We start from the raw sequence: 23,811 nt of genomic DNA, 5'->3' as shown, positions 1-23,811 counted from the left end.
CATGAAGACCGTCTTGCTCAGCTGTCTGATCCTGCTTGCCGTGGCCGCCTGCGGTCCCCTGTCGATGTATTATCGCGAAGGCGCGAGCGTGACGCGTATGCAGGCCGATACCACCGAATGCCAGGTCGCGGCGCTGAACAAGGTGCCCGTGGCCAACCAGGTGCGTCAATCTCCGCCGGTCTACTGGCCGGGCCAGACCTATTGTGATGGCCGCGGACGTTGCTATCGCTCGGCCGGCTGGTGGGAGCCGGGGCGGGTCTACACCGTGGATGCAAACAAGGGCCTACGCGACACGGTCGAGGCGCAATGCATGGCGCGCAACGGATACCGGCCGGTCAGCCTGCCGCCCTGCAAGCAGAGCCAGAAACGCGGAGTTGCACCCCAGCGGACTACCACCCTGCCACCGCTGACCGGCAGCGCCTGCTATGTCAAATTCGACGACGGATCCTTCCAGATCATCACGCCCTGACAGGGACGACCCCGGTTCGCGCATGCGCCGCAGGGGCATTCACCCCCGCAGGCAAGCCGCCCGTCACTCGGCCGGTTCGGGTTCATCCACCCGTGCCACCCGGGCGCCGGATTTGCTTGAGGTGACCACACCCAGCGACTTCAGCTTGCGGTGCAGCGCGCTGCGCTCCATCCCCACAAAGCTGGCCGTGCGGCTGATATTGCCCCCGAACCGGTTGATCTGGGTCAGCAGGTATTCACGTTCGAAGGCCTCGCGCGCCTCGCGCAGGGGCAAGGTTGCCAGCGCGCCCGACAGCACCACGCGGCCCGGCTCTTCGCTCTTGTCTTCGTCGCTGGGCAGTTCGCGCGCCTCGATGGGACCGCTGCCATCACCTAGGATCAACACTCGCTCGACCAGGTTTTTCAGCTGTCGCACGTTTCCGGGCCAGCTCATGGTCTGCAGCAGCGCCACCGCCTCGTCCGACAACTCGCGAACGGGCAGGCCCTGGGTCTCGTTGCAGATCTGGATGAAATGACGGGCCAGAACCGGGATATCCTCGCGCCGATCTTCCAGCGACGGCACCGCGATCGGAACCACGTTCAGACGGTGGTACAGCTCTTCGCGGAACCGCTCGGCCGCGATCTCGGCCTCGAGGTCGCGGTTGGTCGACGAGATCACCCGAAGATCGACCCGCACCTTGTCGCTGCCGCCGACGCGCTGGAACTGCTGATCCACCAGCACCCGCAGAATCTTGGACTGCGTGCCCAAAGGCATGTCGGCGACTTCGTCGAAATAGATCACACCGCCATGCGCCTGTTCGAGAAGACCGGATTCGATGCCGCGTTCCGGCGACTCGCGGCCGAACAGAACCTCTTCCACGCGCTCGGGTTCGATCCCGGCACAATTCACGGTCACGAAGGGGGCGTTGGCGCGATTGGAATGAGCGTGGATGTAGCGCGCGGCGATCTCCTTGCCCGACCCGGCCGGGCCGCGCAGCATCACCCGACCGTTCGACTTGGTCACCTTGTCCAACTGGGCCACCATGGCGCGGAACGCGGCCGAACTGCCGATCATCTCGGAACTGCTGACCTCATTGCGCTTGAGCGAGGCGTTCTCGCGGCGCAGGCGCGAGGTCTCCATGGCACGGCGGATAACCACCATCAACTGGTCGATGTTGAAGGGCTTTTCGATGAAGTCATAAGCGCCCTGCTTGATCGCGGCGACGGCGATTTCGATGTTGCCGTGCCCCGAGATGATAACCACCGGAATGTCGGGATTGTCGCGCCTGACCGCCTTCAGGATGTCGATGCCGTCCATCCGGCTGTCCTTGAGCCAGATATCCAGGATCAACAACCCCGGCGGCTCGGCGTTGATTGCGTTCATGCATTCGTCCGAGTTTGCGGCCAGCCGGGTGGTGTATCCTTCGTCCTCCAGAATGTCGGACACAAGTTCGCGAATATCGCGTTCGTCATCTACGATCAGAATGTCGCTCATCTTTGGCCTGCTTTCAGTGAGTTGGTTATTATTGCCTGTTTCTGCGGCGCTGCGCCTGGGACCGCGTCGGTCAACGGCAAGCGGATCACGGCCATCGCGCCAAAATGGTCCTGTCCGGCGAACACGGGGGCATCCTCGAGGGTCAGCGAACCGCCGTGTTCTTCAATGATCTTTTTGACGATGGGCAGGCCCAGACCCGTCCCCTCGTCGCGGGTGGTCACATAGGGTTCGAAAAGCTTGGCCCGATCCTCGGGCAGACCGATCCCGTTGTCCGCGATGGTGATCTGAACCCCGTCATCAACCGTTAGCACCACGACTCGGATCTGCGGCACCAAGTTCTCGGGGGCCCCTTTTTCTTTAAGTGTTTCAATCGCTTCGCCGGCATTCTTGATCAAATTCGTCAAGGCCTGGCTCAGCATGGTCGCATCGACGTCGGCCAGCACCGGCTGATCCGGCAGATCGGCCGTGATCTCGACATCCGGCTGCCCGGCCTGTTGCAGCAAGACCGCCTCGCTGACCAGGTTGACGACATCCTCCTGGCGCCGGTCCGGTTCGGGCATCCGCGCGAATTTCGAGAACTCGTCCACGATCCGGCGCAGGTCGTTGGTCTGACGCACGATCACGTCGGTCATGGATTCCAGCGTGGCGCTGTCCTCGGGCTCCAGCTTGCGGGCAAACTTGCGTTTGATGCGCTCGGCACTCAGCTGAATTGGGGTCAGCGGGTTCTTGATCTCATGCGCGATCCGACGGGCCACGTCGCCCCAGGCCGCCATCCGCTGAGCGCTGACCAGGTCAGTCACGTCGTCGAACGCAACCACATACCCTTCAAGGCGGCCATCCTCGCCCCGGCGCGTGGCCATGCGCACCAACAGGTTCTCCAACCGCCCCTTGCGGATCACTTTGACCTCGCCCTGAACGGCCTCCTGCGCGCCTTCCTTCAATTTCTCGAACAATGGCAGAAATTCAGGCACGGCAATGCCGATCGGCGGATGCTGGTCGCTGCCGGACCAGTCCAGCAGCCGCTCGGCCGACCGGTTCACGAATGTAACCCGCCCGTCGGAATCGACTCCGACGACACCCGACGTGACCGAGCTGAGTACCGAATCGAACAACCGCCGTCGGCTTTCGATCTGGCGGGTGTTTTCCAGCAACGTGTCACGCTGCGCCTTCAACTGCCGGGTCATTTGGTTGAAATAGCGGCCCAGCATGGAAATCTCGTCATCGCTGGACTCTTCGATGACCTGCACGTCCAGATCACCGGCCCCGACCCGTTGCGCGGCGGTGGTCAGCCGCCCGACAGGCCGCGACAGACGTTCGGCAAACCACATGCCCAGCGACACCGCCGCCAGGATCAGGATCAGCGCAAAGCCCAGATACAGCAAGCCAAACTCGAACAGAACCCGGCCCCGCTCGCGTTCGAGCTGTTGGTAGAACTGGGCGGTTTCCTTGGTGTCGTCCAGCAGCGTCAACAACCGTCCGTCCACCGCGCGGCTAACATACAGGTACCGGTCGGGGAAGGCCTCCAACGGGACCAGCGCGCGGAACTCGTTGTTGGGCCAGTCGGCGATGACCAGATGGCCCTGCGCGCGCGCCTGGTCGAACTGCTGCGGAGTCGGTCGTTCATAATTGAACAGATAGGACCGGTCGCCCCGAGCTCGGATCTCGCCGCTGCCGTCGATGACATAAGCTTCGCGTAGGCCGCGTTGGATCTGGGCCTGCCCCTGCGCCAATACCTCGCGCAGTTCGCCATCCGAGATGAAGAAATCCAGCGACCGCGCATTGTCCAGAAACCGGGCCAGCACAAGCGCATCCTGCGTCAGGCCCTGTCGGTGCTCCTGCTCATAGGCTTCGGCCGCCGCCAGCGACGAGCCCACCACCTGCCGCACCCGGTCCGAGAACCAGCCCTCGAGCCCGATATTCACCGTCAAGCCGGCAAAGATCGCCACGATCACCGTAGGCACGAGCGCAAGCAGCGTGAAGGCGCCGATCAGCCGCAGGTGCAGGCGGGACCCCGCCGATTTCGCACGCCGAGCGGCGACCAAGCGGCCCAACTGGCTGAGCACCAGGGCCGCCACGACAAGAACGTACACCAGATCTGCCAGAAGGATCAGCCGCAGCGACGGAGCGGTCGCGCCCAGGTCGAACGGCCCGATCACCAGATAGGTCGCCAAGGCCAGGGCCGGCCCCAGAACCACCAAGCCCAACGTGCCGAAATTGCGCAACTTTCGGGACTTCCGCCACCGATCTAGGACAATCATCGGCCGGTTCTGTGCCCGGGTTGCCACCATCTGCCCTCATCCTGATGTGCCGCTTGCGCGACTTACCGCCATATGTCGTGGTCCTTGCCGGGCGCATGCCCGGATGCCACGGTTTGTGTGGCGATATTACATCAGTTTACGGCGACGTGTCACCTGAATATCGAGATCGGTGATTTTTTTGCGCAGCGTATTCCGGTTGATCCCCAAAAGATCGGCGCATTTCGCCTGGTTTCCGCCCGTTGCCTCCAGCGCGATTTCGATCAGCGGCGCCTCGACCTCGCGCAGGATGCGCTGGTACAGGCCCGGCGGCGGAAGCATGTTCCCGTGCAGGTCGAAATACCGCCGCAGATGGCGCGCGACCGACGACGACAGCTTTTCGCGCTCTCCCCCGCCCAACAGAGGCTCGGCCTCGGGCTGGCTGCCCAGAACCGCCTCAACCTCGGCCTTGGTGATCTCGTCAGACCGGCTGGTCAGGCTCAGCCGTCGGATGGCGTTTTCCAGCTGTCGCACGTTGCCCGGCCAGGAATAGCGGCGCACCAGTTCAAGCGCCTCGGGCCCAAGCCAGCGTTTCACACCAGTGTCTCGCTCGTCCCGAGCCAGAAAATGCTCTGCCAGCAGCGGGATGTCGTCGACGCGCTCGCGCAGGGCGGGCACTTGGATCGTGGCCCCGCACAGGCGGTAATACAAGTCCTGCCGGATCTGGCCGCGTTCCATCGCCTCAGTCAGGTCGGTCTGGCTGGTGGCCATGAAACGCGGAACGTGATCGCCGGGCGTATCCATCATCCGCACGATACGGGCTTGGATCTCGTCGTCCAGATCGCCGATCTCGTCGAACAGAAGGGTCCCGCCGCGTACCCGCGCCATGACGCGCGCGGGGCCTTCAAGGTCGCTCAGATCCGCGGCGGCAGCCGTTACAAAGGGCAGCGTGCGCCGGTCCGAGAAATCGTGAATAGCCCGCGCGATCAACGATTTGCCGGTGCCGCTCTCGCCCGAGATCAGCACCGACAGATCCGTATTCATCACCCGCGCGACCAGACGGTACAGTGCCTGCATCGCCGGGGTACGACCGACCAGCGGCAAATCGTCGGGGCGCTCTTCGCTCGGCGTATCCGGCTCGGACCGTGCGCGCTGCTTGCGCTCGAGCGCGCGGGCGGTGCGCTTCATCAGGTCCGGCAGGTCGAACGGCTTGGGCAGATAGTCATAGGCATCCGCCTCGGCCGCCTGGATCGCCGTCATGATCGTGTTCTGAGCCGAGATCACGATCACCGGCAGGCCCGGCCGGTCCTGCGCGATCTTGGGCAGCATTTCCAGCCCGTTGCCATCAGGCATGACCACATCCGAGATCACCACGTCGCCCTTGCCCTCGCCGACCCAACGCATCAGCGTTGTCAGGGACGAGGTCGCATGCACCTTGCAGCCCGCCCGCGTCAGGGCCTGGGTCAGAACCGTCCGGATCGTTCTGTCATCATCTGCAACCAGTACCGTGCCATCCATCTGGTGTTCTCCTTGATTATTCTTTGTCCTGCCCTGCCTCGCGCGGCGCGCGGCGCAGCGACAGCCGGAAGACCGTCCGCCCCGGCACCGACTCGGCCGTGATCCAACCGTCGTGGTCGGACACGATCTTGCTGACCAGCGCCAAACCCAGCCCGGTCCCGTTTTCCTTGCCGGATACGAACGGGTCGAAAATGTCGCTGCGGATGTCCTCGGGCAGGCCCGGGCCATTATCGATGATCTCGATCTGCAGCGGCAGCGAGTGGCCCGACCCATCACTGCGCCGCAGACGGAAGGAATGTTCGAAATAAGTATGCAGGCGGATCGTCCCGCCCTCGGGACCGGCCGCCTCGGACGCGTTCTTGAGCAGGTTCAGAACCACCTGCAGCAACTGATCCGGGTCACCATAAGCCAGTGGCAACGAGGGGTCGTAATCCTCGATGATGGTCATGTCGGCTCCAAAGCCCAGCAGCGCCGAGCGGCGCGCGCGGTCCAGAACATCGTGGATGTTGACCGGCTTGAAGTCGGGGCGCGATAGGTTTCCGAACTGCTCAACCTGTTCGAGCAGCTTCACGATCCGGCGGCTTTCGGCCACGATAAGATCTGTAAGTTCAAGGTCTTGTGGGCCGATATTCATGCTCAACAACTGCGCAGCACCGGTGATCCCGGCCAGCGGGTTCTTGATTTCGTGGGCCAGCATCTCGGCCATGCCGATCGCCGACTGTGCCGCCGATTTGACCGTGTTGCCGCGGGTCATGCGGCTGGCCAGTTCGCGCGGCGAGACGATCATGATCATGGACCCCGGATGCCCCAGCAACGGCGCGATCTGCAACGCGCATTGCAGCGGCGCGCGATTGCCCGAACCCACATCCACATCATTCACGAACAGCGGCGTGCCCTGCTGGCGAGCGCGCGTGAAAGCCTCTTCCAACGGCGCGTCCACGGCGATCTGGTCCCAGACTGGATGCCCGACCACCGATTTGCGTGAGGCGTTCAGAAACCCCTCACCCGAGGAATTGATATCGGCGATGCGATCCTCGGGGTCGATGATGAAGGCCGGAACCGGCAGAGAAGCCCAGATGACCTGATCCGAAATCATGCTGCCACCTCGGCGTTTTCCGTCAACGCGTCGCCGATCAGCCGCAGAACCTCGGCAGGATCGCGCGAGGTCAGGACCGCGCGGCGCAGCGACGCCGGCGTTCTGGCCTCGTCCATGTACCAGCCCAGATGCTTGCGCGCGACGCGCAGCCCCAGATCGGCGCCATAGAACCCCAGCATCGCCTCGTAATGCGCCCGCACCATGTCGGCCAGATCGTCACCTTCGGGAACCTCTGGCGCCGGTGTCCCCCACAGCTCGTGCGCGATCTGCGCAAGCAGCCACGGTTTGCCCTGCGCTCCACGGCCGACCATGACGCCATCCGCACCCGACCGCTCCAGCGCTGTCTGCGCACGTCCGGGGCTGGTGATGTCGCCATTGGCCACAACCGGAATGCTGACAGACTCTTTGACCGCGCGGATCGCGGCCCAATCCGCCTCGCCCTTGTAGAACTGACAGCGCGTGCGCCCGTGGATCGTCACCATCTGAACGCCGGCCTCCTGCGCCCGCCGCGCCACGTCCGGCGCGTTCAGCAGCGTGTCGTCCCACCCCAGCCGAGTCTTGAGAGTCACCGGAACGTCCACCGCGCCCACGACCGCCTCGATAAGGGTCAGGGCGTGGTCGGGCGTCTTCAGCAGGGCCGAGCCGGAATAGCCGTTCGTCACCTTCTTTGCCGGGCAGCCCATGTTGATGTCGATCACCCGCGCGCCCCGATCGGCGACCTGCCGCGCGGCCTCGGCCATCCAATAGGCGTCGCGCCCGGCCAGCTGTACGGCAGTGTTTTCCACATCAGCCGACAGCTCGGCCCGTTCGCGCACGCCCGGCTTGGCCTGCACCATCTCCTGGCTGGCGACCATCTCGCTGACCACCATCCCGGCGCCGAACCGCATGACGAGGTCGCGAAAGGGCCGGTCGGTGATTCCGGCCATCGGCGCCAGCAGAACCGGCGGGGTCACAATTTTCTCGGCAATGCGCAGCGTCAACGTGCCTGATCCTTAAGCATTTGCGGTTTTCATATCGAATCCGGCCCGTATGAACAACAAAACCACGGCCCGCAAGCCCGCAAAATCATCATGTGCCCAATTATTAATCAGATTACCGCGAGTGATTGCCTCTGCTTTCACCGCCGCCTAAACACGGAAGCCAAACGAAGGTCGGAAATTCAAACATGACAACCGCCGCCATCATCGTCGCCGCCGGGCGCGGCCTGCGCGCCGGAGGGGGCCAGCCCAAACAGTGGCGCCCTTTGGCCGGGCGGCGTGTGGCCGACTGGACGATCGAACGGATCAAGGCGCAGGTGCCGCTGGTCGTGCTGGTCCTGTCTCCCGACGACCCCGCGGCCTGGACGGAATTCGCCGACAGCGGCCTGATCCTTGCGCCCGGCGGCGCCGACCGGGCCGAATCCGTGCGCAACGGCTTGCAAGCACTGGCTGATCGCAGCGTCAGCAAGGTTCTCATCCATGACGTGGCCCGACCCTGTGTCAGCGCGCGGGTCATTGTTGACGTGCTGGCGGCCCTCGACACCCACGCCGCCGCGGCACCTGGGCTGCCGGTGACCGATGCGCTGTGGACCGGGGCCGACGACCAAGTAACGGGTACCCGAGATCGCGCGGGCCTGTTTGCCGCGCAGACACCGCAGGGGTTCCGCTATGACGCAATCGTGGCCGCGCATGCGGCGCACTCCGGCGGGGCCGCTGATGATGTCGAGGTTGCCCGGGCCGCCGGGATCAACGTGGCCATCGTGCCGGGCGACGCGGACAATCTGAAAATCACACGGCCCGAGGATTTTGCCCGGGTTGAACGGATATTGAGGTCAGACATGGATGTAAGGCTGGGCAACGGATATGACGTGCACCGGTTCGGGCCGGGCGATCACGTTATCCTGTGCGGCGTCGAGGTCCCGCATGATCGGGGGCTGCAGGGCCATTCCGACGCGGATGTTGGCATGCACGCCGTCACCGACGCGATCTATGGCGCGCTGGCGCAGGGCGATATCGGCCAGCACTTCCCCCCGTCCGACCCGCAGTGGAAAGGCGCCGCCAGCGAGATCTTTCTGCGCCATGCGGTGGATCTGGCCACGCGCATGGGCTTTCGTATCTCGAACATCGACTGCACGCTGGTCTGCGAATACCCCAAGATCGGCCCGCACGCTGCGGCGATGCGGCAGAAAATGAGCGAAATCATGGGGTTGGAGTCCGATCGCGTGTCGATCAAGGCCACCACGTCCGAGCGGCTGGGCTTTACCGGCCGCAAGGAAGGCATCGCTGCTATCGCAACCGCCTGTCTGGTGAAACCATGACCTTGGCGCGCCTGATCGGAACCGTCGGCGGGGTCGGATATCTGCGCCCTGCCCCCGGCACCTGGGGCTCGCTGGCCGCACTGCCTTTGGCCTTGGCGCTGCACCTGCTGGGTGGCTTCCCGTTACTGGCCGTCGCAACCGTCGCCGTCTTTCTGGCCGGCACCTGGGCCACCGGCGTCATGACCGCCGGGCAGGACGATCACGACCCCTCGGAGATCGTCGCCGACGAGGTCGCGGGCCAATTCATCGCCATCTGGGCCGTGTCCTATCCAGCCTGGGCGCATGACATCGCGGTCACCGCCCTGTGGCCGGGCTGGATCGCCGCGTTTTTACTGTTCCGCCTGTTCGACATCACCAAACCCGGCCCCATCGGCTGGGCCGACCGGCGCGGCGACCCCTTGGGCGTGATGCTGGACGACGTGATCGCGGGCGCGTTCGCGGCCGTGGGCGTTCTGATCCTGGCCGGGATCGCACACGGAGTACTGGGCCTATGACCGTCGCCGAACTGCTCGACCGCGCCAAGGCGCTGAACGTCATGATCGCCACCGCCGAAAGCTGCACGGGCGGTATGGTCGCCGCCGCGCTGACCGACATTCCCGGAAGTTCGGCCGTGGTTGACCGAGGCTTCGTCACCTATACCAACGCCGCCAAACAGGACATGCTGGGCGTGCGCGCCGAGACCTTGGCGGCCCATGGTGCCGTCTCTGAAGACGTCGCCCGCGAAATGGCAGAGGGTGCGCTGGCGCATTCTCAGGCGCAGCTTGCGGTCTCGATCACCGGCATCGCGGGACCCGGCGGGTCCGAGTTCAAGCCCGAAGGCCGGGTCTGTTTCGGCCTTGCCCTCACAGGCCGCCCTACCCTGACCGAAACCGTAGAGTTCGGCGCCGCAGGCCGCGCCAATGTCCGACGCGCGGCGCGGGATCATGCGCTGAAACTGCTGGAAAACGGGCTTTCCGAACTCGCCTAATTTTTCGACACTTGTCCAAAAAAGGCGCACTCTTTGTCACCACTTGGAAAAAGGGCGCCAAAACAGGCATCTTTTTTGCACCCTGCCTCTTTTTTCCTCGGCGTCCGTTCGGTTGAACCCACGGCACGTCACTCACACCGCGCCCCTTGGCGCAGCTTCAGGAAAGAGGAGAACGGCCCAATGAACGGAGCCGATACCGCCTGGATCATCGTCGCGACGGCGCTGGTCCTGTTCATGACCTTGCCGGGCCTGGCCCTGTTCTATGGCGGGCTGGTGCGCGCCCGCAACGTGCTGAGCGTTTTCATGCACTGCTTCGCGATCGCCTGCCTGATGAGCATCCTGTGGCTGGTCGCGGGTTACTCGATCGCCTTCGGCGACGGCGGTTCGGGCCTGTGGGGCGGGCTGGGCAAGGCGTTTTTGAACGGCGTCGATGCCGACAGCCTGTCGGGCACCCTGCCCGAGGTGCTGTTCTTTGCCTTCCAGATGACCTTTGCCATCATAACCCCGGCCCTGATCGTCGGCGCCTATGTGGAGCGCGTGGGCTTTGGCTTCGTGCTAGTCTTCTCGGGCCTGTGGATGCTGCTGTGCTATGCGCCGGTGGTTCATTGGATCTGGGGCGGAGGAATCCTGACCGATGGCGGCATTCTAGGTGAAATCGGCGTACGCGATTTCGCCGGTGGAATCGTGGTGCACGAAACCGCCGGTCTGGCCGCTCTGATCATCGCTTGGGTCCTGGGGCCGCGTAAGAACCGCACAACCCCGCCGCACAACCCCGGATTCGTCATGATCGGGGCCGCGATGCTGTGGGTCGGCTGGTTCGGCTTCAACGGCGGCTCGCAACTGGCCGCGGATGGCGGCGCGGCCATGGCGCTGACGGTCACCCATATCTCGGCCGCCACCGCATCGCTCAGCTGGGCGCTGTGGGAGCGGATCAAGTATGGCAAGGCCTCGCTGGTCGGTCTGGTCACCGGGACCATCGCGGGTCTGGCCTCGATCACTCCGGCCTCGGGTTATGTCGATCCGGTTCAGGCGCTGATCATCGGCGCGGTCGCCGGCATCCTGTGCCAAGAGGCGGTGAACGTGGTCCGCAACGTGCTGAACATCGACGATACGCTGGACGTGTTCGCCGTGCATGGCGTGGGCGGCATTTTCGGCACCATCATGATCGCCGTCTTCGGCCTGGGCGCTTGGACAGCACAGCTGGGCGGGCTGGTGATCGTGGGTGCCTTTACGTCAGTTGTCACATTTGTGCTGATCAAGGTGGTTGCGCTTGTCACCCCGCTTCGCGTAGACGCCGAGACCGAGACGAACGGGCTCGACCTGTCGGTCCACGGCGAACGGGCCTATGACATGAGCAGCTAAGCCCACCTTGGCTGCCTCAACTGCCCATCCGGGCATCAAGCGGACCTCTTGCGAGGTCCGCTTTTCTTTTGCCCCAACCCCTCTCGACATCGGGCCGGTCGGCAGGCTATCAGCCCGCAACGTCATTTCAGCACCGAGGTCCCGCCATGATCCCCAGTTCCTTTCCCGACAGCACGGAAATCGCCCGCCTGACCGCGCGGATGCTGCTGGAGATCAAGGCGGTGCATTTCAACGCGCGTGAGCCGTTCACGCTGGCCAGTGGCCTGCCCAGCCCCACCTATATCGATTGCCGCAAGCTGATCTCGTACCCGCGCATCCGGTCGACCCTGATGGATTTCCTGACGGTCACAGTCATGCGGAATGCCGGGTTCGAAGCCTTCGACAACATCGCCGGCGGTGAAACCGCGGGCATCCCCTTCGCCGCGATGGTGGCCGAACGCATGGCTCTGCCGATGACCTATGTGCGCAAGAAGCCCAAGGGCTATGGCCGCAACGCCCGGATCGAAGGGGCCATGACCGAAGGCCAGCGCGTGCTGCTGGTCGAGGACCTGACCACGGATGGCGGCTCGAAACTGTCCTTCGTGGACGCGATCCGCGAAACCGGCGCCACCTGCGCACATACGGCGGTGATCTTCTATTATGGCATCTTTCCCGAAACCGAAAAGACGCTGGGCGATCACGGCGTGCAGTTGCACCACCTGTGCACCTGGTGGGACGTTCTGGCCGAGGCCAAGGCGCAGCAAGCCTTTGATGCCGAAACACTTGACGGGGTCGAAGCCTTCCTGAACGACCCGCGCGGCTGGCAGGAGGCCAACAAACAGTCTTAGGTCAGATGTGGATGAGATGGGGATAACTGTGAGGGAATCAGCCCAGTCACCGCGATATCTGGTGACTTTTTCACCGTTTCCTACATAATAGGCGACAATCAAGAAAACATCCAAACGGTCTGGAAAGTTATCCCATGGCTTTACCCGCAGTTAGCCACAGGTATTTCCAGATAGCTTGAACAGCGGGTCTGCGTGTAGAACCTCGGGACAGGCAGCGGGGACGAAATGAACGAAATCAGCAGTATCGAGCAGGCAGCGGCGCAGATTCAGAACGCCGAGACCATGCCGCATTCCATCGAAGCCGAACAGCAGCTTCTTGGCGCGATCCTGACCAACAACGACCTGTATGACAGGGTCGCCTCGATCATCGGGCCCGAGCATTTCTATGACCCGGTCCATGCCCGTATTTATGAAGTCGCCGCCGCGCGCATCGCCAAGAACGCACTGGCCTCGCCGGTGACGCTGAAATCCTTTTTGGCCGAGGACGAAGGCCTTAAGGAACTGGGCGGTCCGGCCTATCTGGTCAAGCTGGCCGGCGCCTCGATCAGCGCCTTTGCCGTGCATGACTATGCCCAGATGATCTATGACCTGGCGATCCGGCGCGAGCTGATCCGGCTGGGTCGCGACATCTCGGACAAGGCGGCGCGGGTCGATGTGGCCAGCGAACCCAAGGAACAGATCGTCGAAGCCGAGCAGAAGCTGTACCAGCTGTCCGAACAGGGCCAGACCGAACAGGGATTCAAGTCCTTCCTCAAGGCCGTGACGGAGGCGGTGAACGTCACCAACGAAGCCTATCAGCGCGGCGGCGGCATGGCCGGGATCTCGACCGGGCTGATCGATCTGGACAAGCAGCTGGGCGGGTTGCATCCGTCCGACCTGATCATCCTTGCGGGGCGGCCGTCGATGGGAAAAACCTCGCTGGCGACCAACATCGCCTTCAACGTGGCCAAGGCCTACAAGCGCGGAATCCGTGCCGATGGCACCGAAGGGGCGGTCGATGGCGGCGTCGTCGGCTTCTTCTCGCTGGAAATGAGCGCCGAGCAGCTGGCGGGGCGGATTCTGGCCGAAGCGTCCGAGATTTCCAGCCACAAGATCCGCCAGGGCGACATGACCGAGGATGAGTTCCGTCGTTTCGTCGACGCCGCCAAGGCGCTGGAGGCCTGCCCGCTGTTCATCGACGACACGCCGGCTCTGCCGATCAGCCAGCTGGCGGCGCGCGCGCGTCGGCTCAAGCGGACGCATGGGCTGGACCTGCTGGTGATCGACTATCTGCAGCTGTGCCGCGGCATGTCCGACAATCGCGTGAACGAGATCGCCGAGATCTCGATGGGCATGAAGGCCATCGCCAAGGAACTGAACATCCCCGTCATCGCCCTGTCGCAGTTGTCGCGTCAGGTGGAAAACCGTGACGACAAGCGCCCGCAGTTGTCCGACCTGCGCGAATCCGGCTCGATCGAGCAGGACGCCGACGTGGTGATGTTCGTGTTCCGCGAAGAGTACTACAAAGAGCGCGAAAAGCCCGGCGATCACGAGCTGGAAAAGATGGAAGAATGGAAGCAGGCGATGGAGCGCCTGCACGGCAAGGCCGAGGTCATCGTCGGCAAACAGCGCCACGGCCCCATCGGCACGGTCGAGCTGTCCTTCGAGGCGCAGTTCACCCGGTTCGGCAACCTTGTCAAACCCTGGCAGCAGGGTGCCCAGATCGAGGGTTACTGACCCCCTCTCCTAAGTCGACCATGTGAACGATCGGGGTCATTCGCTGGCTTTGACCCTGGTGGGGGAACAATGCGGGTGGACGTCGAACGCGCCCCCTTTGGGCGCGGCCCGGCCACATGCTGCCCAAGTCGCGGAGATTCCGCTCAGTTGTGGCGCATTCCCCCTTGACCTCGTGCGGCGCGATGTCATGAACGGGTCATGAGTACCGCACGTTTGACGATCAACCTTCACGCGCTGGCCGGAAACTGGCGAGCGCTGGACGCCAAAACCGATGCCGAGACCGGCGCCGTGGTCAAGGCCGACGCCTACGGTCTGGGTGCCGGCCCCGTTGCCAGCACGCTGGCCGAGGAAGGCGTCCGCAAGTTTTTTGTTGCCGTGGCCGAGGAAGGCGCCGCCGTGCGCCGGGCGATCGGTCCCGGGCCTCTGATCTTCGTTTTTTCCGGCCACATGGAAGGCGATGCGGATCTGCTGCGCGATCACGACCTGGTGCCGCTGCTCAACTCGCCCGAACAATTCCAGCGCCACATCCAGGCGCTACCGGTGCATCCGTTCGGCCTGCAACTGGACACGGGCATGAACCGCCTGGGGCTGGAACCCGCCGACTGGTCCGCCCTGCGCAACCGGGCCGAGGCACTGAACCCGGTGCTGGTCATGTCGCACCTGGCCTGCGCAGACGAACCCGACCACCCGATGAACCGCCAGCAGCTCGAGGCATTCCGGGGCATGACCGAGGGCGTCTCGGCCCCCCGGTCGCTGGCCGCCACCGGTGGCATGCTGCTGGGCTCTGAATACCATTTCGACCTGTGCCGCCCGGGCATCGGCCTGTATGGCGGCCTGCCCTTCGCTGCGGCCAGGCCGGTCGTCACCGTCGATCTTCCGGTAATCCAGGTGCGCGATCTGGCCGTCGGAGAAACCGTCGGCTATGGCAATACCTGGAAGGCCCGCCGCCCGTCGCGCATCGCCACGGTGGCCGCGGGCTATGCCGACGGGCTCCACCGCGCCATCGGCGGCGGCATCGACACCTTCGCCGGTGACCTGCCCTGCCCGGTCGTGGGACGCATCTCGATGGATCTGATCACCGTTGACGTGACCGACCTGCCGCACACGCCCGAACGTCTGCGCATTCTCAACGGCCACCAGACGGTGGACGACCTGGCCGAGGCCGCGGGCACCATCGGGTACGAGATCCTGACCTCACTCGGCAGCCGCTATTCGCGGGGCTACGTCGAATGAACCCGATCGCATGGCTTGGCGAACTGGGCCGCGCGGTCCTGAACCTGCTGGCCGCCTTCGGCCGCGTGGCGCTGTTTGCTCTGGATGCGGTGTCGCACATCTTTCGCCCGCCCTTCTACCCGCGTGAATTCGGCGTGGCCCTGCTGAACATCGGCTGGCTGTCCTTGCCGGTCGTTGGGCTGACCACCATCTTCACCGGCGGGGCACTGGCGCTGCAGATCTATGCCGGCGGCGCGCGTTTCAATGCCGAGGCCGTGGTGCCCCAGATCGTCGCGATCGGCATGGTGCGCGAGCTGGGTCCTGTCATGGTCGGCCTGATGATCGCCGCCCGCGTCACCTCGTCAATCGCGGCCGAAATCGCAACCATGAAAGTGACCGAGCAGATCGACGCGCTGGTCACCCTGTCGACCCACCCGATGAAATACCTGACCGCCCCGCGCGTTCTGGCCGCGCTGATCACCCTGCCCGTGCTGGTGGCGGTGGGTGACATCATCGGCATCGCGGGCGGCTATGCCGTGGCCACGCAGAACCTGGGCTTCAACCCGGCGGCCTATCTGAAGAATACGGTCGATTTTCTGGAACCGCTCGACATTCTGTCGTCGCTGGTCAAAGGGGCGGCCTTCGGGGTAATCGCCGCCATCATGGGCTGCTACTACGGCATGCACTCAGGCCGTGGCGCCCAGGGCGTGGGCCGCGCGACCAAAAGCTCGGTCGAGGCCGCGGCCGTGCTGATCCTGGCCGCCAACTTCGTTCTGACAGGGGTGTTCTTCTCGCTATGATCCGGTTGGAGAACGTACACAAGGCCTTTGGCGACAACCATGTTCTGCGGGGCGTGAACCTGGAAATTCCCACGGGTACCTCAATGGTCATCATCGGGGGGTCGGGCACCGGAAAATCGGTGGCGCTGAAATGCATCCTCGGCCTGATCAAGCCTGACAGCGGCAAGATCTATGTCGATGGTCAGGATGCCGAAACCGGCGACCGCGATGCCTTTCTGGCCCGGTTCGGCATGCTGTTCCAGGGCGGCGCTCTGTTCGATTCCCTGCCCGTCTGGCAGAACGTGGCCTTTCGTCTGCTGCGCGGCTCGCTCAAGCGCCCGGCACACGAGGCCCGCGAGATCGCCATCGACAAGCTGCGCCGCGTTGGCCTGCGCGCCAATGTGGCCGATCTGTACCCCTCCGAGCTGTCGGGCGGCATGCAGAAACGCGTGGGCCTGGCCCGCGCCATCGCCGCCGAGCCCGAGATCATCTTTTTCGACGAGCCCACCACGGGGCTGGACCCGATCATGTCGGGCGTCATTAACGATCTGATCCGCGAAATCGTGACCGAGATGGGCGCCACCGCAATGACCATCACCCACGACATGAGTTCCGTCCGCGCGATCGCCGACAACGTGGCGATGCTGCATGACGGGGTGATCCAGTGGACCGGTCCGGTCAGCCAGATGGATTCCTCGGGTGATCCTTTTGTCGAGCAGTTCATCAGTGGGAGTGCGGAAGGGCCGATTGAGGCGGTGCGGTAGGTCTATTCTACATCCATCCATAGTTTCGCGTTTTCTGAAACATCACCGGGCAACACCTCAGCCCGGCGTGTTGCCAAGTTCAGCAAAACACATTTAAACACAGCGGTGAACGCCGTTTCACCGTCCGCTACTTTTCTAAGCGTGTGGCGGAAAGTCATGGATTTCTTTCCAATTTCCAGAATTTCGCTCTCCATTTGGATCGCTTCACCTGCACCAAGTTCCAGCCGGAAATCGCTTTTGATATTCACCACTGCGAAGGAAAGCCGCCTACCGCTCCGCATATCGTCTGCCGTCAAGCCCATTTCGGCCTGCATCGCGAAAACGGAATCTGAACATGCTGCAAAATACCTGGATACATTCATGTGCCCAAGGAAATCGCAATCGGAAGGATCCACCACCGACTTGAACGCCAAATAGGCGGGCATTGAAATTATCTCCTTGTCGAATGACGTTACATTACTTCACTTGTACAAGTTATCACATCATTCAGACGAAGAAAGCGTCGTCTATGGACCTTAAGATTCAAGCATAATGACCCTCCGCCTCGCCACCCTCTCGCTGCTGATCCTCTACCCCATCGCGTGGTTCGCCCCGCTGATGCGCGCGGGCCTGCTGCCGATCTTCGGCCTCAGCGAGATCAGCGTCATCACCGGCCTTCAATCCCTCTGGAAATCAGACATCTTCCTCGCGCTGGTCGTTACCGTCTTTGCCCTGTTCGCCCCGTACATCAAAACTATCGGCACCGCGCTGGTCCAATGGGACCTGCTGGACCCACGTGTCCAACCCGCGCTGAACATCATGGGCAAGCTGGCCATGGCCGATATCTTCCTCATCGCGCTCTACATCACCTTGGCCAAGGGCATTTCCTACGCAACGATCGAAACAGCGTGGGGTCTGTACCTATTCACCGGCTGCATCCTTGCCTCAATCGCGCTGGGCTACGTTACCGAAGTGAAACGTGGTTCACGAAATCCCCGGACCTGATTGATTGAAAACGCATTTCTGGCTATGATGGCCAGTATTCGAGCAGCCAAGTCGTTTTTTGTTTCAGGGTCCGACGCGGACCGTCTTGCACGTTTGATGGATACTCCGCCCGGGCCCGGTTTTGCCGGTTTCAAAAGGAGTAGGACTGCCATGGCCGCCCTCCATTCGATTTCAATTCATTTCCAAAACGTATTCCTTCGACTGACTTTTTTCCTGATCTGCGCCGCCGCCCTGTTTGCCGTATCCGCCACCATGCTCGCCGCCGTGAATGTCTGGCCTTGGCTGACGATGCAGGCTGGATTGGGCGGACAGGACATCCCGAACGCAGGCGCCTACATCCAGATCGGCCTGACCGCTCTGGTTCTGATGCTCGCCTTCTATCTGCCCTCCAGCGCGCGCATGATGGCGTTGGAAAATGCGCATCGGAAGTTCTCGCTGCAGATGCAGGACGTGGTCGATGCCTACCAGATCGCCCACGCGGCCGACCGCAGCGGCGTGTTTGCGCTGGCCTCGGAATTCGACGCGGTCAAGGAACGCATGGCTTTCCTGCGCGACCACCCCGACCTGCAAACGCTCGAGCCCGAAGTCCTGGAACTGGCTGCACAGATGAGCCAGGTCAGCCACGAACTGGCCGAGACCTATAGCGCGGCCAAGGTCGCGCGGGCGCGGGCGTTCCTGCAACAGCGGCAGGAAGAGGTCGCGCTGTTCCAGCAGCGGATCGAAGAGGCCCAGACGATCCAGCACGAGCTGCGCCAGTGGACGCGCGACATCGAGATCGAGGAATCGATAGCCAAGTCCCAGTTGACCCGCCTGCGAGACGAATTGTTCGAGCTCCTGCCCGAGCTGTCCGCCCAATTGCAGACCCCACCCGACGACAGCGATCCGACTGCCACGAGTGTCATCGCCATGCCCCCGCGGGCTGCTGAATAGCACGCCCCCCAAGTGCACCAGCACCCGCCGTGAAGGATGGCCCGCCGGGCCTGACGCCGCGGCTCGCCCGTTCGGCTTTCGGGCCACGGGGGCTTGAAGAACCTTCCATCCTCGGGCACCAAAGGTTCCATGGCAAAGATGACGACGTTTACCTGCTCGGCCTGTGGCGCCTCGCATACCCGCTGGTCCGGGCGCTGCGACGGCTGTGGCGAGTGGAACACCATTGTCCAGGAAACCCCGCTGTCGGCTGGCCCAGCCAAAAAATCTCTGGGCGGCAAGCGCGGCCAAGCTGTAACCCTGACTGACCTCTCTACCGAGGAGGCCCCGCCCCCCCGCACAGTCTGCGGTGTCGAGGAACTGGACCGTGTCTTGGGCGGCGGGCTGGTCCCGGCCTCGGCACTGCTGGTGGGCGGCGATCCGGGCATCGGCAAATCCACCCTGCTGCTGCAGGCCGCCGCGCGCTTTGCCCGGTCGGGGCTGAAAACCATTTATGTCTCGGGCGAGGAAGCCAGTGCGCAGGTCCGCATGCGCGCGCGCCGTCTGGGGCTTGAAGACGCGCCGGTGCAACTGGCCGCCGAGACCAACCTGCGCAACATCCTGACCACGCTTGAGGCCGAGAAACCCGGCCTTGCCATCATCGACTCGATCCAGACCATGTGGGCGGACAATGTCGACAGCGCGCCTGGATCGGTCAGCCAGGTCCGCGCCGCCGCGCATGAACTGACCAGCTTTGCCAAGCGCCACGGCGTATCCATCATCATGGTCGGCCACGTCACCAAGGAAGGCCAGATCGCCGGCCCCCGCGTGGTCGAACACATGGTCGATACCGTCCTCTATTTCGAGGGCGAGCGCGGCCACCAGTTCCGTATCCTGCGCGCGGTCAAGAACCGATTTGGCCCCGCTGACGAGATCGGCGTATTCGAGATGACTGGGAAAGGTCTGGCGCAGGTCACCAACCCTTCGGCCCTTTTCCTGTCGGAACGCGGCACGCCCAGCCCCGGCTCGGCCGTTTTCGCAGGCATCGAGGGCACCCGGCCGGTTCTGGTCGAACTGCAGGCGCTGGTCGCGCCCTCGCCCCACTCACAGCCCCGCCGCACCGTCGTCGGCTGGGATAGCGGACGGCTTGCGATGATCCTCGCCGTGCTCGAAGCGCGCTGCGGCATCCCCTTTGCGGGGCTCGACGTCTATCTGAACGTGGCCGGGGGCCTGAAGATCAGCGAGCCCGCAGCCGACCTCGCAGTGGCAGCCGCTCTGCTGAGCGCGCGCGAGGACACCGCCCTGCCCGCCGACACTGTGGTTTTCGGAGAAATCTCTCTATCCGGGGCACTTAGACCCGCACCGCAAACCGAAAACAGGTTGAAAGAAGCGCAAAAACTTGGTTTCACATCGGCAATTGCTCCGGCAGGTGGCAAAACCGGCACTGTGGCAGGTCTGACACTCACCCGACCCTCTGATCTGGCCGGGTTTGTTGGCGAAACCTTCGGAGCAGGTTAAGCTCGCGCCACGAGGGGCAGAAAAACGAACAGGCGAGGGCCATGGAAGGTTTTACAATCATTGACGGGGTCGTTGCCCTGATCGTCGTGCTGTCGGGCATCCTGGCCTATTCACGCGGGTTCATGCGCGAGGTGATGGCCATCGCCGGATGGGTTGCCGCGGCCGTACTGGCCTTCATCTTTGCGCCGCAGGCGGTGCCGCTGGTCAAGGAAATCCCGGTGGTTGGGGATTTCCTGCGCGACAGCTGCGAGTTGTCGGTCATCACCGGTTTCGCCGCCGTGTTCGCCGTGGCCCTGATCGTGGTCAGTATCTTTACCCCACTGTTTTCGTCGCTGGTGCAGCGGTCGGCGCTGGGAGGGCTGGATCAGGCGCTGGGGTTCTTCTTCGGCATCGCGCGCGGTATCCTGCTGGTAGCCATTGCCTTTTTTGTCTATGACACCGTCATGACCGGTCAGTCCTACACGATCGTGGACGAAAGCCGCTCGGCCAAGGTGTTCGAACAGTTCAGCGACAAGATCGAAGAGCAGAACCCCGAGGCCGCTCTGGGCTGGGTCACCACGCAATACGAACAACTGGTGGCAACGTGCACCGCGGATTCGCAGGGTCAATAACGGCTACCCGGAATTGCAGACCAAGCCCGGCCCTGGCCGGGCTTTTTCTTTTTGCCGGTCAGACGAACCCTTCGCCACCACAAACCGAACAGCGCGATGTCTTCAGGCCGAAACAGCCATCGCAACGATTGAATTGCGGCCGACCGAGGTGATCGCGGCCTTTCAGAACCTCACCTTTGCCCATGCAGATCTGACAAGGCGCGCGTCCCATTCCGCGGCACCGATGACACCTTCGCTTGACGCGTTCTTCCTTCTTGGGTCCGGGTCGGCCTTGCCACATGCCCACCTCCATCTTGGCTTGGGACCGCAGGCCAGCACTCCTCGGAACACCTGCGGTGGCGATATTTCCGCCCATCATTGAACCCCAAAACCGCGCTGCGGCAAAACGATTTGTGATCCTTTGATGACATGCGCGGGTTTAGGCATTATGTGAGGGCCAAACCGCAACGGAATCGGAGCTGCCCGTCTTGCCAAGCCCGCAGATGCCCCCCGCCCACCCGTTCGATGACGACAAACTCCGCGAGGAATGCGGGATCTTCGGTGTCGTCGGCGTCCAGGATGCCGCAAGTTTCATCGCTTTGGGGCTGCACGCCCTGCAGCATCGCGGGCAAGAGGCCGGCGGGATCGTCACCCACGACCCGCAGCTTGGCTTCAACTCGGCCCGCCGGTTCGGCTATGTGCGCGACAATTTCACCTCGTCCGACATCATCGAAAGCCTGCCCGGTCCGATCGGCATCGGGCATGTGCGCTATTCCACGGCCGGGTCCAAGGGCCAGACCGCAATCCGCGACGTTCAACCGTTTTTCGGCGAGTTCGCCATGGGCGGCGCTGCGATTGCGCACAATGGCAACATCACCAACGCCAACGCCCTGCGGCGCGAGTTGATCGAGCGCGGCTCGATCTTCCAGAGCTCGTCCGACAGCGAATGCATCATCCACCTGATGGCGCGGTCGTTGCAGCGCAACATCCCAGAACGGATGGAGGACGCGCTGCGCCGGGTCGAGGGCGCCTTCTCGGTCGTGGCCATGACCCGCACCAAGCTGATCGGGGTACGCGACCCCCTGGGTGTACGCCCGCTGGTTTTGGGCAAAATCGGCGACGGCTGGTGCCTGGCCTCGGAAACCTGCGCGCTGGACATCATCGGCGCCGAATTCCTACGTGAGATCGAGCCCGGCGAAATGGTGGTGATCAATGCCCAGAACGGCGTTGAAAGCCACTTCCCGTTCCGCCGACAACCCAGCAAGTTCTGTATCTTCGAGCATGTCTACTTCTCGCGCCCAGACTCGATTCTGGGTGGACGCTCGGTCTATGAGACCCGCGAGGCCATCGGACGCGAGCTGGCCAAGGAAAGCCCGGTCGAGGCGGATCTGGTCTGCCCCGTGCCCGACAGCGGCACACCAGCGGCCATTGGGTACTCGCTGGAGTCCGGCATCCCCTATGCAATGGGTATCATCCGCAATCAGTACATGGGCCGCACCTTCATCGAACCCACCGAGCAAATCCGAAACATGGGAGTGCGGCTCAAGCTGAACGTGAACCGCGCCCTGATCGAGGGCAAGCGGGTGATTCTAGTCGACGACTCGGTGGTGCGCGGCACAACCAGCCGCAAGATCAAGGAAATGATCCTGGATGCCGGTGCGAAAGAGGTGCATTTCCGCATCGCCTCGCCTCCCACGGCCTGGCCCTGTTTCTACGGTGTGGACACGCCACAGCGCGAAAAGCTGTTGGCCGCCACGATGACCGAGGAAGAGATGACCAAGCATTTGGCGGTCGACAGCCTCCGGTTCATCTCGCTGGACGGGTTGTACCGGGCGGTCGGCGAATCGCAGGGTCGCAGCAAAGAATGCCCACAATACTGCGATGCATGCTTCTCGGGCGAGTATCCCGTCACTCCGGCGGATATGGTTGAACAAGGGTTCAAGATGCAACCGGCGGCCGAATAAGGCCGGAATTCAGAGACTTCTCCAAGGGGCCGCAGGGCCCCTTTTTTCATGGCCCCGGTCCGCGTGGCAAAAGATGGCCGAAAGCTGCTGCACCGGCTTTTCCTTCCCCTTTGGCTCTGCTAGCCAGCCGGCTGCTCACTCACGCAACCACACGGAGGCCGGGCCACCGGGCCGGCCAGTTCACATGGCAAATCCCCGAGTTGACAGCGCGGCCACGCAGAAGGGCGCGCTCAGCAAGAATGGTACGACCGTCCTGGGCGTCTTTGGCCCGCAGAACGACATGCGCGCCCTGATGCGCTCATCGTCGGGACGGGTTAAAGAGGTCAAGACAGGCAGCCGCTTTGGTTCGGGCACGATCGTGGCCATCGACAAGGACGGCATCATACTGCGACAAAGCGGCCGGACCCAGCGCATCGCCATCCCCGGAAGCTGATCCAGGCTTGACGGGCTGCGCGCTTGGGTTCAAACCCCGCGCATGACCGATCAGACCAAAATTGCCCTTGTTACCGGCGCGTCGCGTGGGCTGGGAGCTGCCCTGGCCGAGGCGCTGGCACCCGAATACCACATCGTCGCCGTTGCCCGCACCACAGGCGGGCTGGAAGATCTGGATGACCGCATCAAGTCCCAAGGAGGCGCGGCCACCCTGGCGCCGATGGATATCGCCGACCCCAATGCCATGGCCACACTGTGCCGCGGCATCCATGACCGCTGGGGCAAGCTGGACCTGTGGCTGCACACGGCCATCCACACCGCACCGCTGACGCCTGCGAATTTCATCGACCCCAAGGATTGGCAGAAATCCGTGGACGTGAACGCCTCCGCGACTTCGGTTCTGATTCCCTATGTCGCGCCCCTGCTGGGTGAGGCTGGACAGGCGGTGTTCTTTGACGACCCGCGTGCCGGCGAGAAGTTCTGCGCCACCTATGGCGCAACCAAGGCTGCGCAGATTGCCATGGCGCGCAGCTGGGCCGCCGAAACCGTGCGCACCGGGCCAAAGGTTCATGTTCTGCAGCCCAGGCCTATGGCCACAGCCCTGCGCGCGCGTTTCTTCCCGGGTGAGGATCGGTCGAAGCTGGCCAGCCCCTCGGACGAGGCCGCGCGCCTGCTATCCATGCTGGGCTGAGACCATTCGGCCA

The 23,811-nt window shown here is 63.4% G+C and carries 23 protein-coding genes; 17 read left to right on the top strand and 6 right to left on the bottom strand.

Annotated features, from left to right (window positions below; genetic code table 11):
* Position 1: 1 nt before the first annotated feature.
* Positions 2-469, top strand: coding sequence for a hypothetical protein (locus AC2FM3_RS00255; RefSeq protein ID WP_496678100.1), 468 nt, complete (start codon positions 2-4; stop codon positions 467-469).
* 63 nt (positions 470-532) lie between these two features.
* On the opposite strand, the gene ntrX is transcribed toward AC2FM3_RS00255, so the two are convergent.
* From ntrX to dusB, 5 genes are all read right to left on the bottom strand, one after another.
* Positions 533-1,942 (bottom strand): nitrogen assimilation response regulator NtrX, encoded by a 1,410-nt coding sequence (gene ntrX / locus AC2FM3_RS00250; RefSeq protein WP_496678099.1) that lies wholly within the window; start codon positions 1,940-1,942, stop codon positions 533-535.
* Positions 1,939-4,230: a sensor histidine kinase NtrY-like gene (locus tag AC2FM3_RS00245; protein WP_496678098.1), complete on the bottom strand. Its 2,292-nt coding sequence runs from the start codon at positions 4,228-4,230 to the stop codon at positions 1,939-1,941. The genes ntrX and AC2FM3_RS00245 overlap by 4 nt, the downstream gene beginning before the upstream one ends.
* Positions 4,231-4,326: 96 nt before the next feature.
* Positions 4,327-5,694 carry a response regulator gene (locus AC2FM3_RS00240; protein WP_496678096.1) on the bottom strand — a complete coding sequence of 456 codons (1,368 nt, stop codon included), beginning with the start codon at positions 5,692-5,694 and terminating at the stop codon, positions 4,327-4,329.
* Positions 5,695-5,710: 16 nt separating this feature from the next.
* Complete coding sequence (locus tag AC2FM3_RS00235; protein WP_496678094.1) at positions 5,711-6,790, bottom strand: two-component system sensor histidine kinase NtrB; 1,080 nt, start codon at positions 6,788-6,790, stop codon at positions 5,711-5,713.
* On the bottom strand, positions 6,787-7,770 hold the full coding sequence (dusB, locus tag AC2FM3_RS00230; RefSeq protein WP_496678093.1) for a tRNA dihydrouridine synthase DusB: 984 nt from the start codon (positions 7,768-7,770) through the stop codon (positions 6,787-6,789). Before dusB ends, AC2FM3_RS00235 begins: the two co-directional genes overlap by 4 nt.
* Positions 7,771-7,955: 185 nt before the next feature.
* Between dusB and AC2FM3_RS00225 the strand changes: the two genes are divergently transcribed.
* From AC2FM3_RS00225 to AC2FM3_RS00185, 9 genes are all read left to right on the top strand, one after another.
* The gene (locus AC2FM3_RS00225) at positions 7,956-9,086 is read left to right on the top strand and encodes a bifunctional 2-C-methyl-D-erythritol 4-phosphate cytidylyltransferase/2-C-methyl-D-erythritol 2,4-cyclodiphosphate synthase (RefSeq protein WP_496678091.1); all 1,131 of its coding nucleotides are present in this window, start codon (positions 7,956-7,958) and stop codon (positions 9,084-9,086) included.
* Positions 9,083-9,580, top strand: coding sequence for a phosphatidylglycerophosphatase A family protein (locus AC2FM3_RS00220; protein ID WP_496678089.1), 498 nt, complete (start codon positions 9,083-9,085; stop codon positions 9,578-9,580). The genes AC2FM3_RS00225 and AC2FM3_RS00220 overlap by 4 nt, the downstream gene beginning before the upstream one ends.
* Positions 9,577-10,053: a CinA family protein gene (locus AC2FM3_RS00215; RefSeq protein WP_496678086.1), complete on the top strand. Its 477-nt coding sequence runs from the start codon at positions 9,577-9,579 to the stop codon at positions 10,051-10,053. The genes AC2FM3_RS00220 and AC2FM3_RS00215 overlap by 4 nt, the downstream gene beginning before the upstream one ends.
* A 180-nt stretch (positions 10,054-10,233) precedes the next feature.
* Positions 10,234-11,415, top strand: coding sequence for an ammonium transporter (locus AC2FM3_RS00210; RefSeq protein ID WP_496678084.1), 1,182 nt, complete (start codon positions 10,234-10,236; stop codon positions 11,413-11,415).
* Between the two features lie 146 nt (positions 11,416-11,561).
* On the top strand, positions 11,562-12,242 hold the full coding sequence (locus tag AC2FM3_RS00205) for an orotate phosphoribosyltransferase (protein WP_496678083.1): 681 nt from the start codon (positions 11,562-11,564) through the stop codon (positions 12,240-12,242).
* Between the two features lie 225 nt (positions 12,243-12,467).
* Positions 12,468-13,958 (top strand): replicative DNA helicase, encoded by a 1,491-nt coding sequence (locus AC2FM3_RS00200; protein WP_496678081.1) that lies wholly within the window; start codon positions 12,468-12,470, stop codon positions 13,956-13,958.
* Between the two features lie 198 nt (positions 13,959-14,156).
* Positions 14,157-15,191 carry an alanine racemase gene (gene alr / locus AC2FM3_RS00195; RefSeq protein WP_496678079.1) on the top strand — a complete coding sequence of 345 codons (1,035 nt, stop codon included), beginning with the start codon at positions 14,157-14,159 and terminating at the stop codon, positions 15,189-15,191.
* On the top strand, positions 15,188-15,970 hold the full coding sequence (locus AC2FM3_RS00190) for an MlaE family ABC transporter permease (RefSeq protein WP_149774500.1): 783 nt from the start codon (positions 15,188-15,190) through the stop codon (positions 15,968-15,970). The genes alr and AC2FM3_RS00190 overlap by 4 nt, the downstream gene beginning before the upstream one ends.
* The gene (locus AC2FM3_RS00185) at positions 15,967-16,713 is read left to right on the top strand and encodes an ABC transporter ATP-binding protein (RefSeq protein ID WP_496678076.1); all 747 of its coding nucleotides are present in this window, start codon (positions 15,967-15,969) and stop codon (positions 16,711-16,713) included. Before AC2FM3_RS00190 ends, AC2FM3_RS00185 begins: the two co-directional genes overlap by 4 nt.
* A 2-nt stretch (positions 16,714-16,715) precedes the next feature.
* On the opposite strand, the gene AC2FM3_RS00180 is transcribed toward AC2FM3_RS00185, so the two are convergent.
* Positions 16,716-17,138 (bottom strand): acyl-CoA thioesterase, encoded by a 423-nt coding sequence (locus tag AC2FM3_RS00180; RefSeq protein WP_496678074.1) that lies wholly within the window; start codon positions 17,136-17,138, stop codon positions 16,716-16,718.
* Positions 17,139-17,244: 106 nt separating this feature from the next.
* On the opposite strand from AC2FM3_RS00180, the gene AC2FM3_RS00175 reads away from it, so the two are divergent.
* The 7 genes from AC2FM3_RS00175 (at position 17,245) to AC2FM3_RS00145 (ending at position 23,798) form a co-directional block, all read left to right on the top strand.
* Positions 17,245-17,697 carry a paraquat-inducible protein A gene (locus tag AC2FM3_RS00175; RefSeq protein ID WP_496678072.1) on the top strand — a complete coding sequence of 151 codons (453 nt, stop codon included), beginning with the start codon at positions 17,245-17,247 and terminating at the stop codon, positions 17,695-17,697.
* A gap of 150 nt (positions 17,698-17,847) precedes the next feature.
* On the top strand, positions 17,848-18,627 hold the full coding sequence (locus tag AC2FM3_RS00170; protein ID WP_496678071.1) for a kinetochore Spc7 family protein: 780 nt from the start codon (positions 17,848-17,850) through the stop codon (positions 18,625-18,627).
* A 129-nt stretch (positions 18,628-18,756) separates the two neighbouring features.
* Positions 18,757-20,121 (top strand): DNA repair protein RadA, encoded by a 1,365-nt coding sequence (gene radA, locus AC2FM3_RS00165; protein ID WP_496678069.1) that lies wholly within the window; start codon positions 18,757-18,759, stop codon positions 20,119-20,121.
* Between the two features lie 41 nt (positions 20,122-20,162).
* Positions 20,163-20,732, top strand: a complete 570-nt coding sequence (locus tag AC2FM3_RS00160) for a CvpA family protein (protein ID WP_496678068.1) — start codon at positions 20,163-20,165, stop codon at positions 20,730-20,732.
* 482 nt (positions 20,733-21,214) lie between these two features.
* The gene (gene purF, locus AC2FM3_RS00155; RefSeq protein ID WP_496678066.1) at positions 21,215-22,675 is read left to right on the top strand and encodes an amidophosphoribosyltransferase; all 1,461 of its coding nucleotides are present in this window, start codon (positions 21,215-21,217) and stop codon (positions 22,673-22,675) included.
* Positions 22,676-22,859: 184 nt separating this feature from the next.
* Complete coding sequence (locus tag AC2FM3_RS00150; protein WP_496678064.1) at positions 22,860-23,108, top strand: hypothetical protein; 249 nt, start codon at positions 22,860-22,862, stop codon at positions 23,106-23,108.
* Positions 23,109-23,150: 42 nt separating this feature from the next.
* Positions 23,151-23,798, top strand: coding sequence for an SDR family NAD(P)-dependent oxidoreductase (locus AC2FM3_RS00145; protein WP_496678062.1), 648 nt, complete (start codon positions 23,151-23,153; stop codon positions 23,796-23,798).
* Positions 23,799-23,811: the final 13 nt, after the last annotated feature.

The sequence above is a fragment of the Ruegeria sp. BHSB172 genome (genome assembly GCF_059613165.1).
The sequence above is the reverse complement of the archived record's forward strand: the minus strand, read 5'-3'. Positions and strand labels throughout refer to the sequence as shown.

Excerpts from the sequence above, each read along its gene's own strand:
- AC2FM3_RS00145 (WP_496678062.1), top strand. The coding sequence starts at position 23,151 with ATGACCGATCAGACCAAAATTGCCCTTGTTACCGGCGCGTCGCGTGGG.
- AC2FM3_RS00215 (WP_496678086.1), top strand. The coding sequence starts at position 9,577 with ATGACCGTCGCCGAACTGCTCGACCGCGCCAAGGCGCTGAACGTCATG.
- AC2FM3_RS00235 (WP_496678094.1), bottom strand. The coding sequence starts at position 6,790 with ATGATTTCGGATCAGGTCATCTGGGCTTCTCTGCCGGTTCCGGCCTTC.
- alr (WP_496678079.1), top strand. The coding sequence starts at position 14,157 with ATGAGTACCGCACGTTTGACGATCAACCTTCACGCGCTGGCCGGAAAC.
- AC2FM3_RS00180 (WP_496678074.1), bottom strand. The coding sequence starts at position 17,138 with ATGCCCGCCTATTTGGCGTTCAAGTCGGTGGTGGATCCTTCCGATTGC.
- AC2FM3_RS00225 (WP_496678091.1), top strand. The coding sequence starts at position 7,956 with ATGACAACCGCCGCCATCATCGTCGCCGCCGGGCGCGGCCTGCGCGCC.
- AC2FM3_RS00200 (WP_496678081.1), top strand. The coding sequence starts at position 12,468 with ATGAACGAAATCAGCAGTATCGAGCAGGCAGCGGCGCAGATTCAGAAC.
- AC2FM3_RS00170 (WP_496678071.1), top strand. The coding sequence starts at position 17,848 with ATGGCCGCCCTCCATTCGATTTCAATTCATTTCCAAAACGTATTCCTT.
- AC2FM3_RS00255 (WP_496678100.1), top strand. The coding sequence starts at position 2 with ATGAAGACCGTCTTGCTCAGCTGTCTGATCCTGCTTGCCGTGGCCGCC.
- AC2FM3_RS00160 (WP_496678068.1), top strand. The coding sequence starts at position 20,163 with ATGGAAGGTTTTACAATCATTGACGGGGTCGTTGCCCTGATCGTCGTG.
- AC2FM3_RS00205 (WP_496678083.1), top strand. The coding sequence starts at position 11,562 with ATGATCCCCAGTTCCTTTCCCGACAGCACGGAAATCGCCCGCCTGACC.
- ntrX (WP_496678099.1), bottom strand. The coding sequence starts at position 1,942 with ATGAGCGACATTCTGATCGTAGATGACGAACGCGATATTCGCGAACTT.
- AC2FM3_RS00175 (WP_496678072.1), top strand. The coding sequence starts at position 17,245 with ATGACCCTCCGCCTCGCCACCCTCTCGCTGCTGATCCTCTACCCCATC.
- AC2FM3_RS00245 (WP_496678098.1), bottom strand. The coding sequence starts at position 4,230 with ATGGTGGCAACCCGGGCACAGAACCGGCCGATGATTGTCCTAGATCGG.
- purF (WP_496678066.1), top strand. The coding sequence starts at position 21,215 with ATGCCCCCCGCCCACCCGTTCGATGACGACAAACTCCGCGAGGAATGC.
- AC2FM3_RS00190 (WP_149774500.1), top strand. The coding sequence starts at position 15,188 with ATGAACCCGATCGCATGGCTTGGCGAACTGGGCCGCGCGGTCCTGAAC.
- AC2FM3_RS00150 (WP_496678064.1), top strand. The coding sequence starts at position 22,860 with ATGGCAAATCCCCGAGTTGACAGCGCGGCCACGCAGAAGGGCGCGCTC.
- AC2FM3_RS00210 (WP_496678084.1), top strand. The coding sequence starts at position 10,234 with ATGAACGGAGCCGATACCGCCTGGATCATCGTCGCGACGGCGCTGGTC.
- radA (WP_496678069.1), top strand. The coding sequence starts at position 18,757 with ATGGCAAAGATGACGACGTTTACCTGCTCGGCCTGTGGCGCCTCGCAT.
- AC2FM3_RS00240 (WP_496678096.1), bottom strand. The coding sequence starts at position 5,694 with ATGGATGGCACGGTACTGGTTGCAGATGATGACAGAACGATCCGGACG.
- AC2FM3_RS00220 (WP_496678089.1), top strand. The coding sequence starts at position 9,083 with ATGACCTTGGCGCGCCTGATCGGAACCGTCGGCGGGGTCGGATATCTG.
- AC2FM3_RS00185 (WP_496678076.1), top strand. The coding sequence starts at position 15,967 with ATGATCCGGTTGGAGAACGTACACAAGGCCTTTGGCGACAACCATGTT.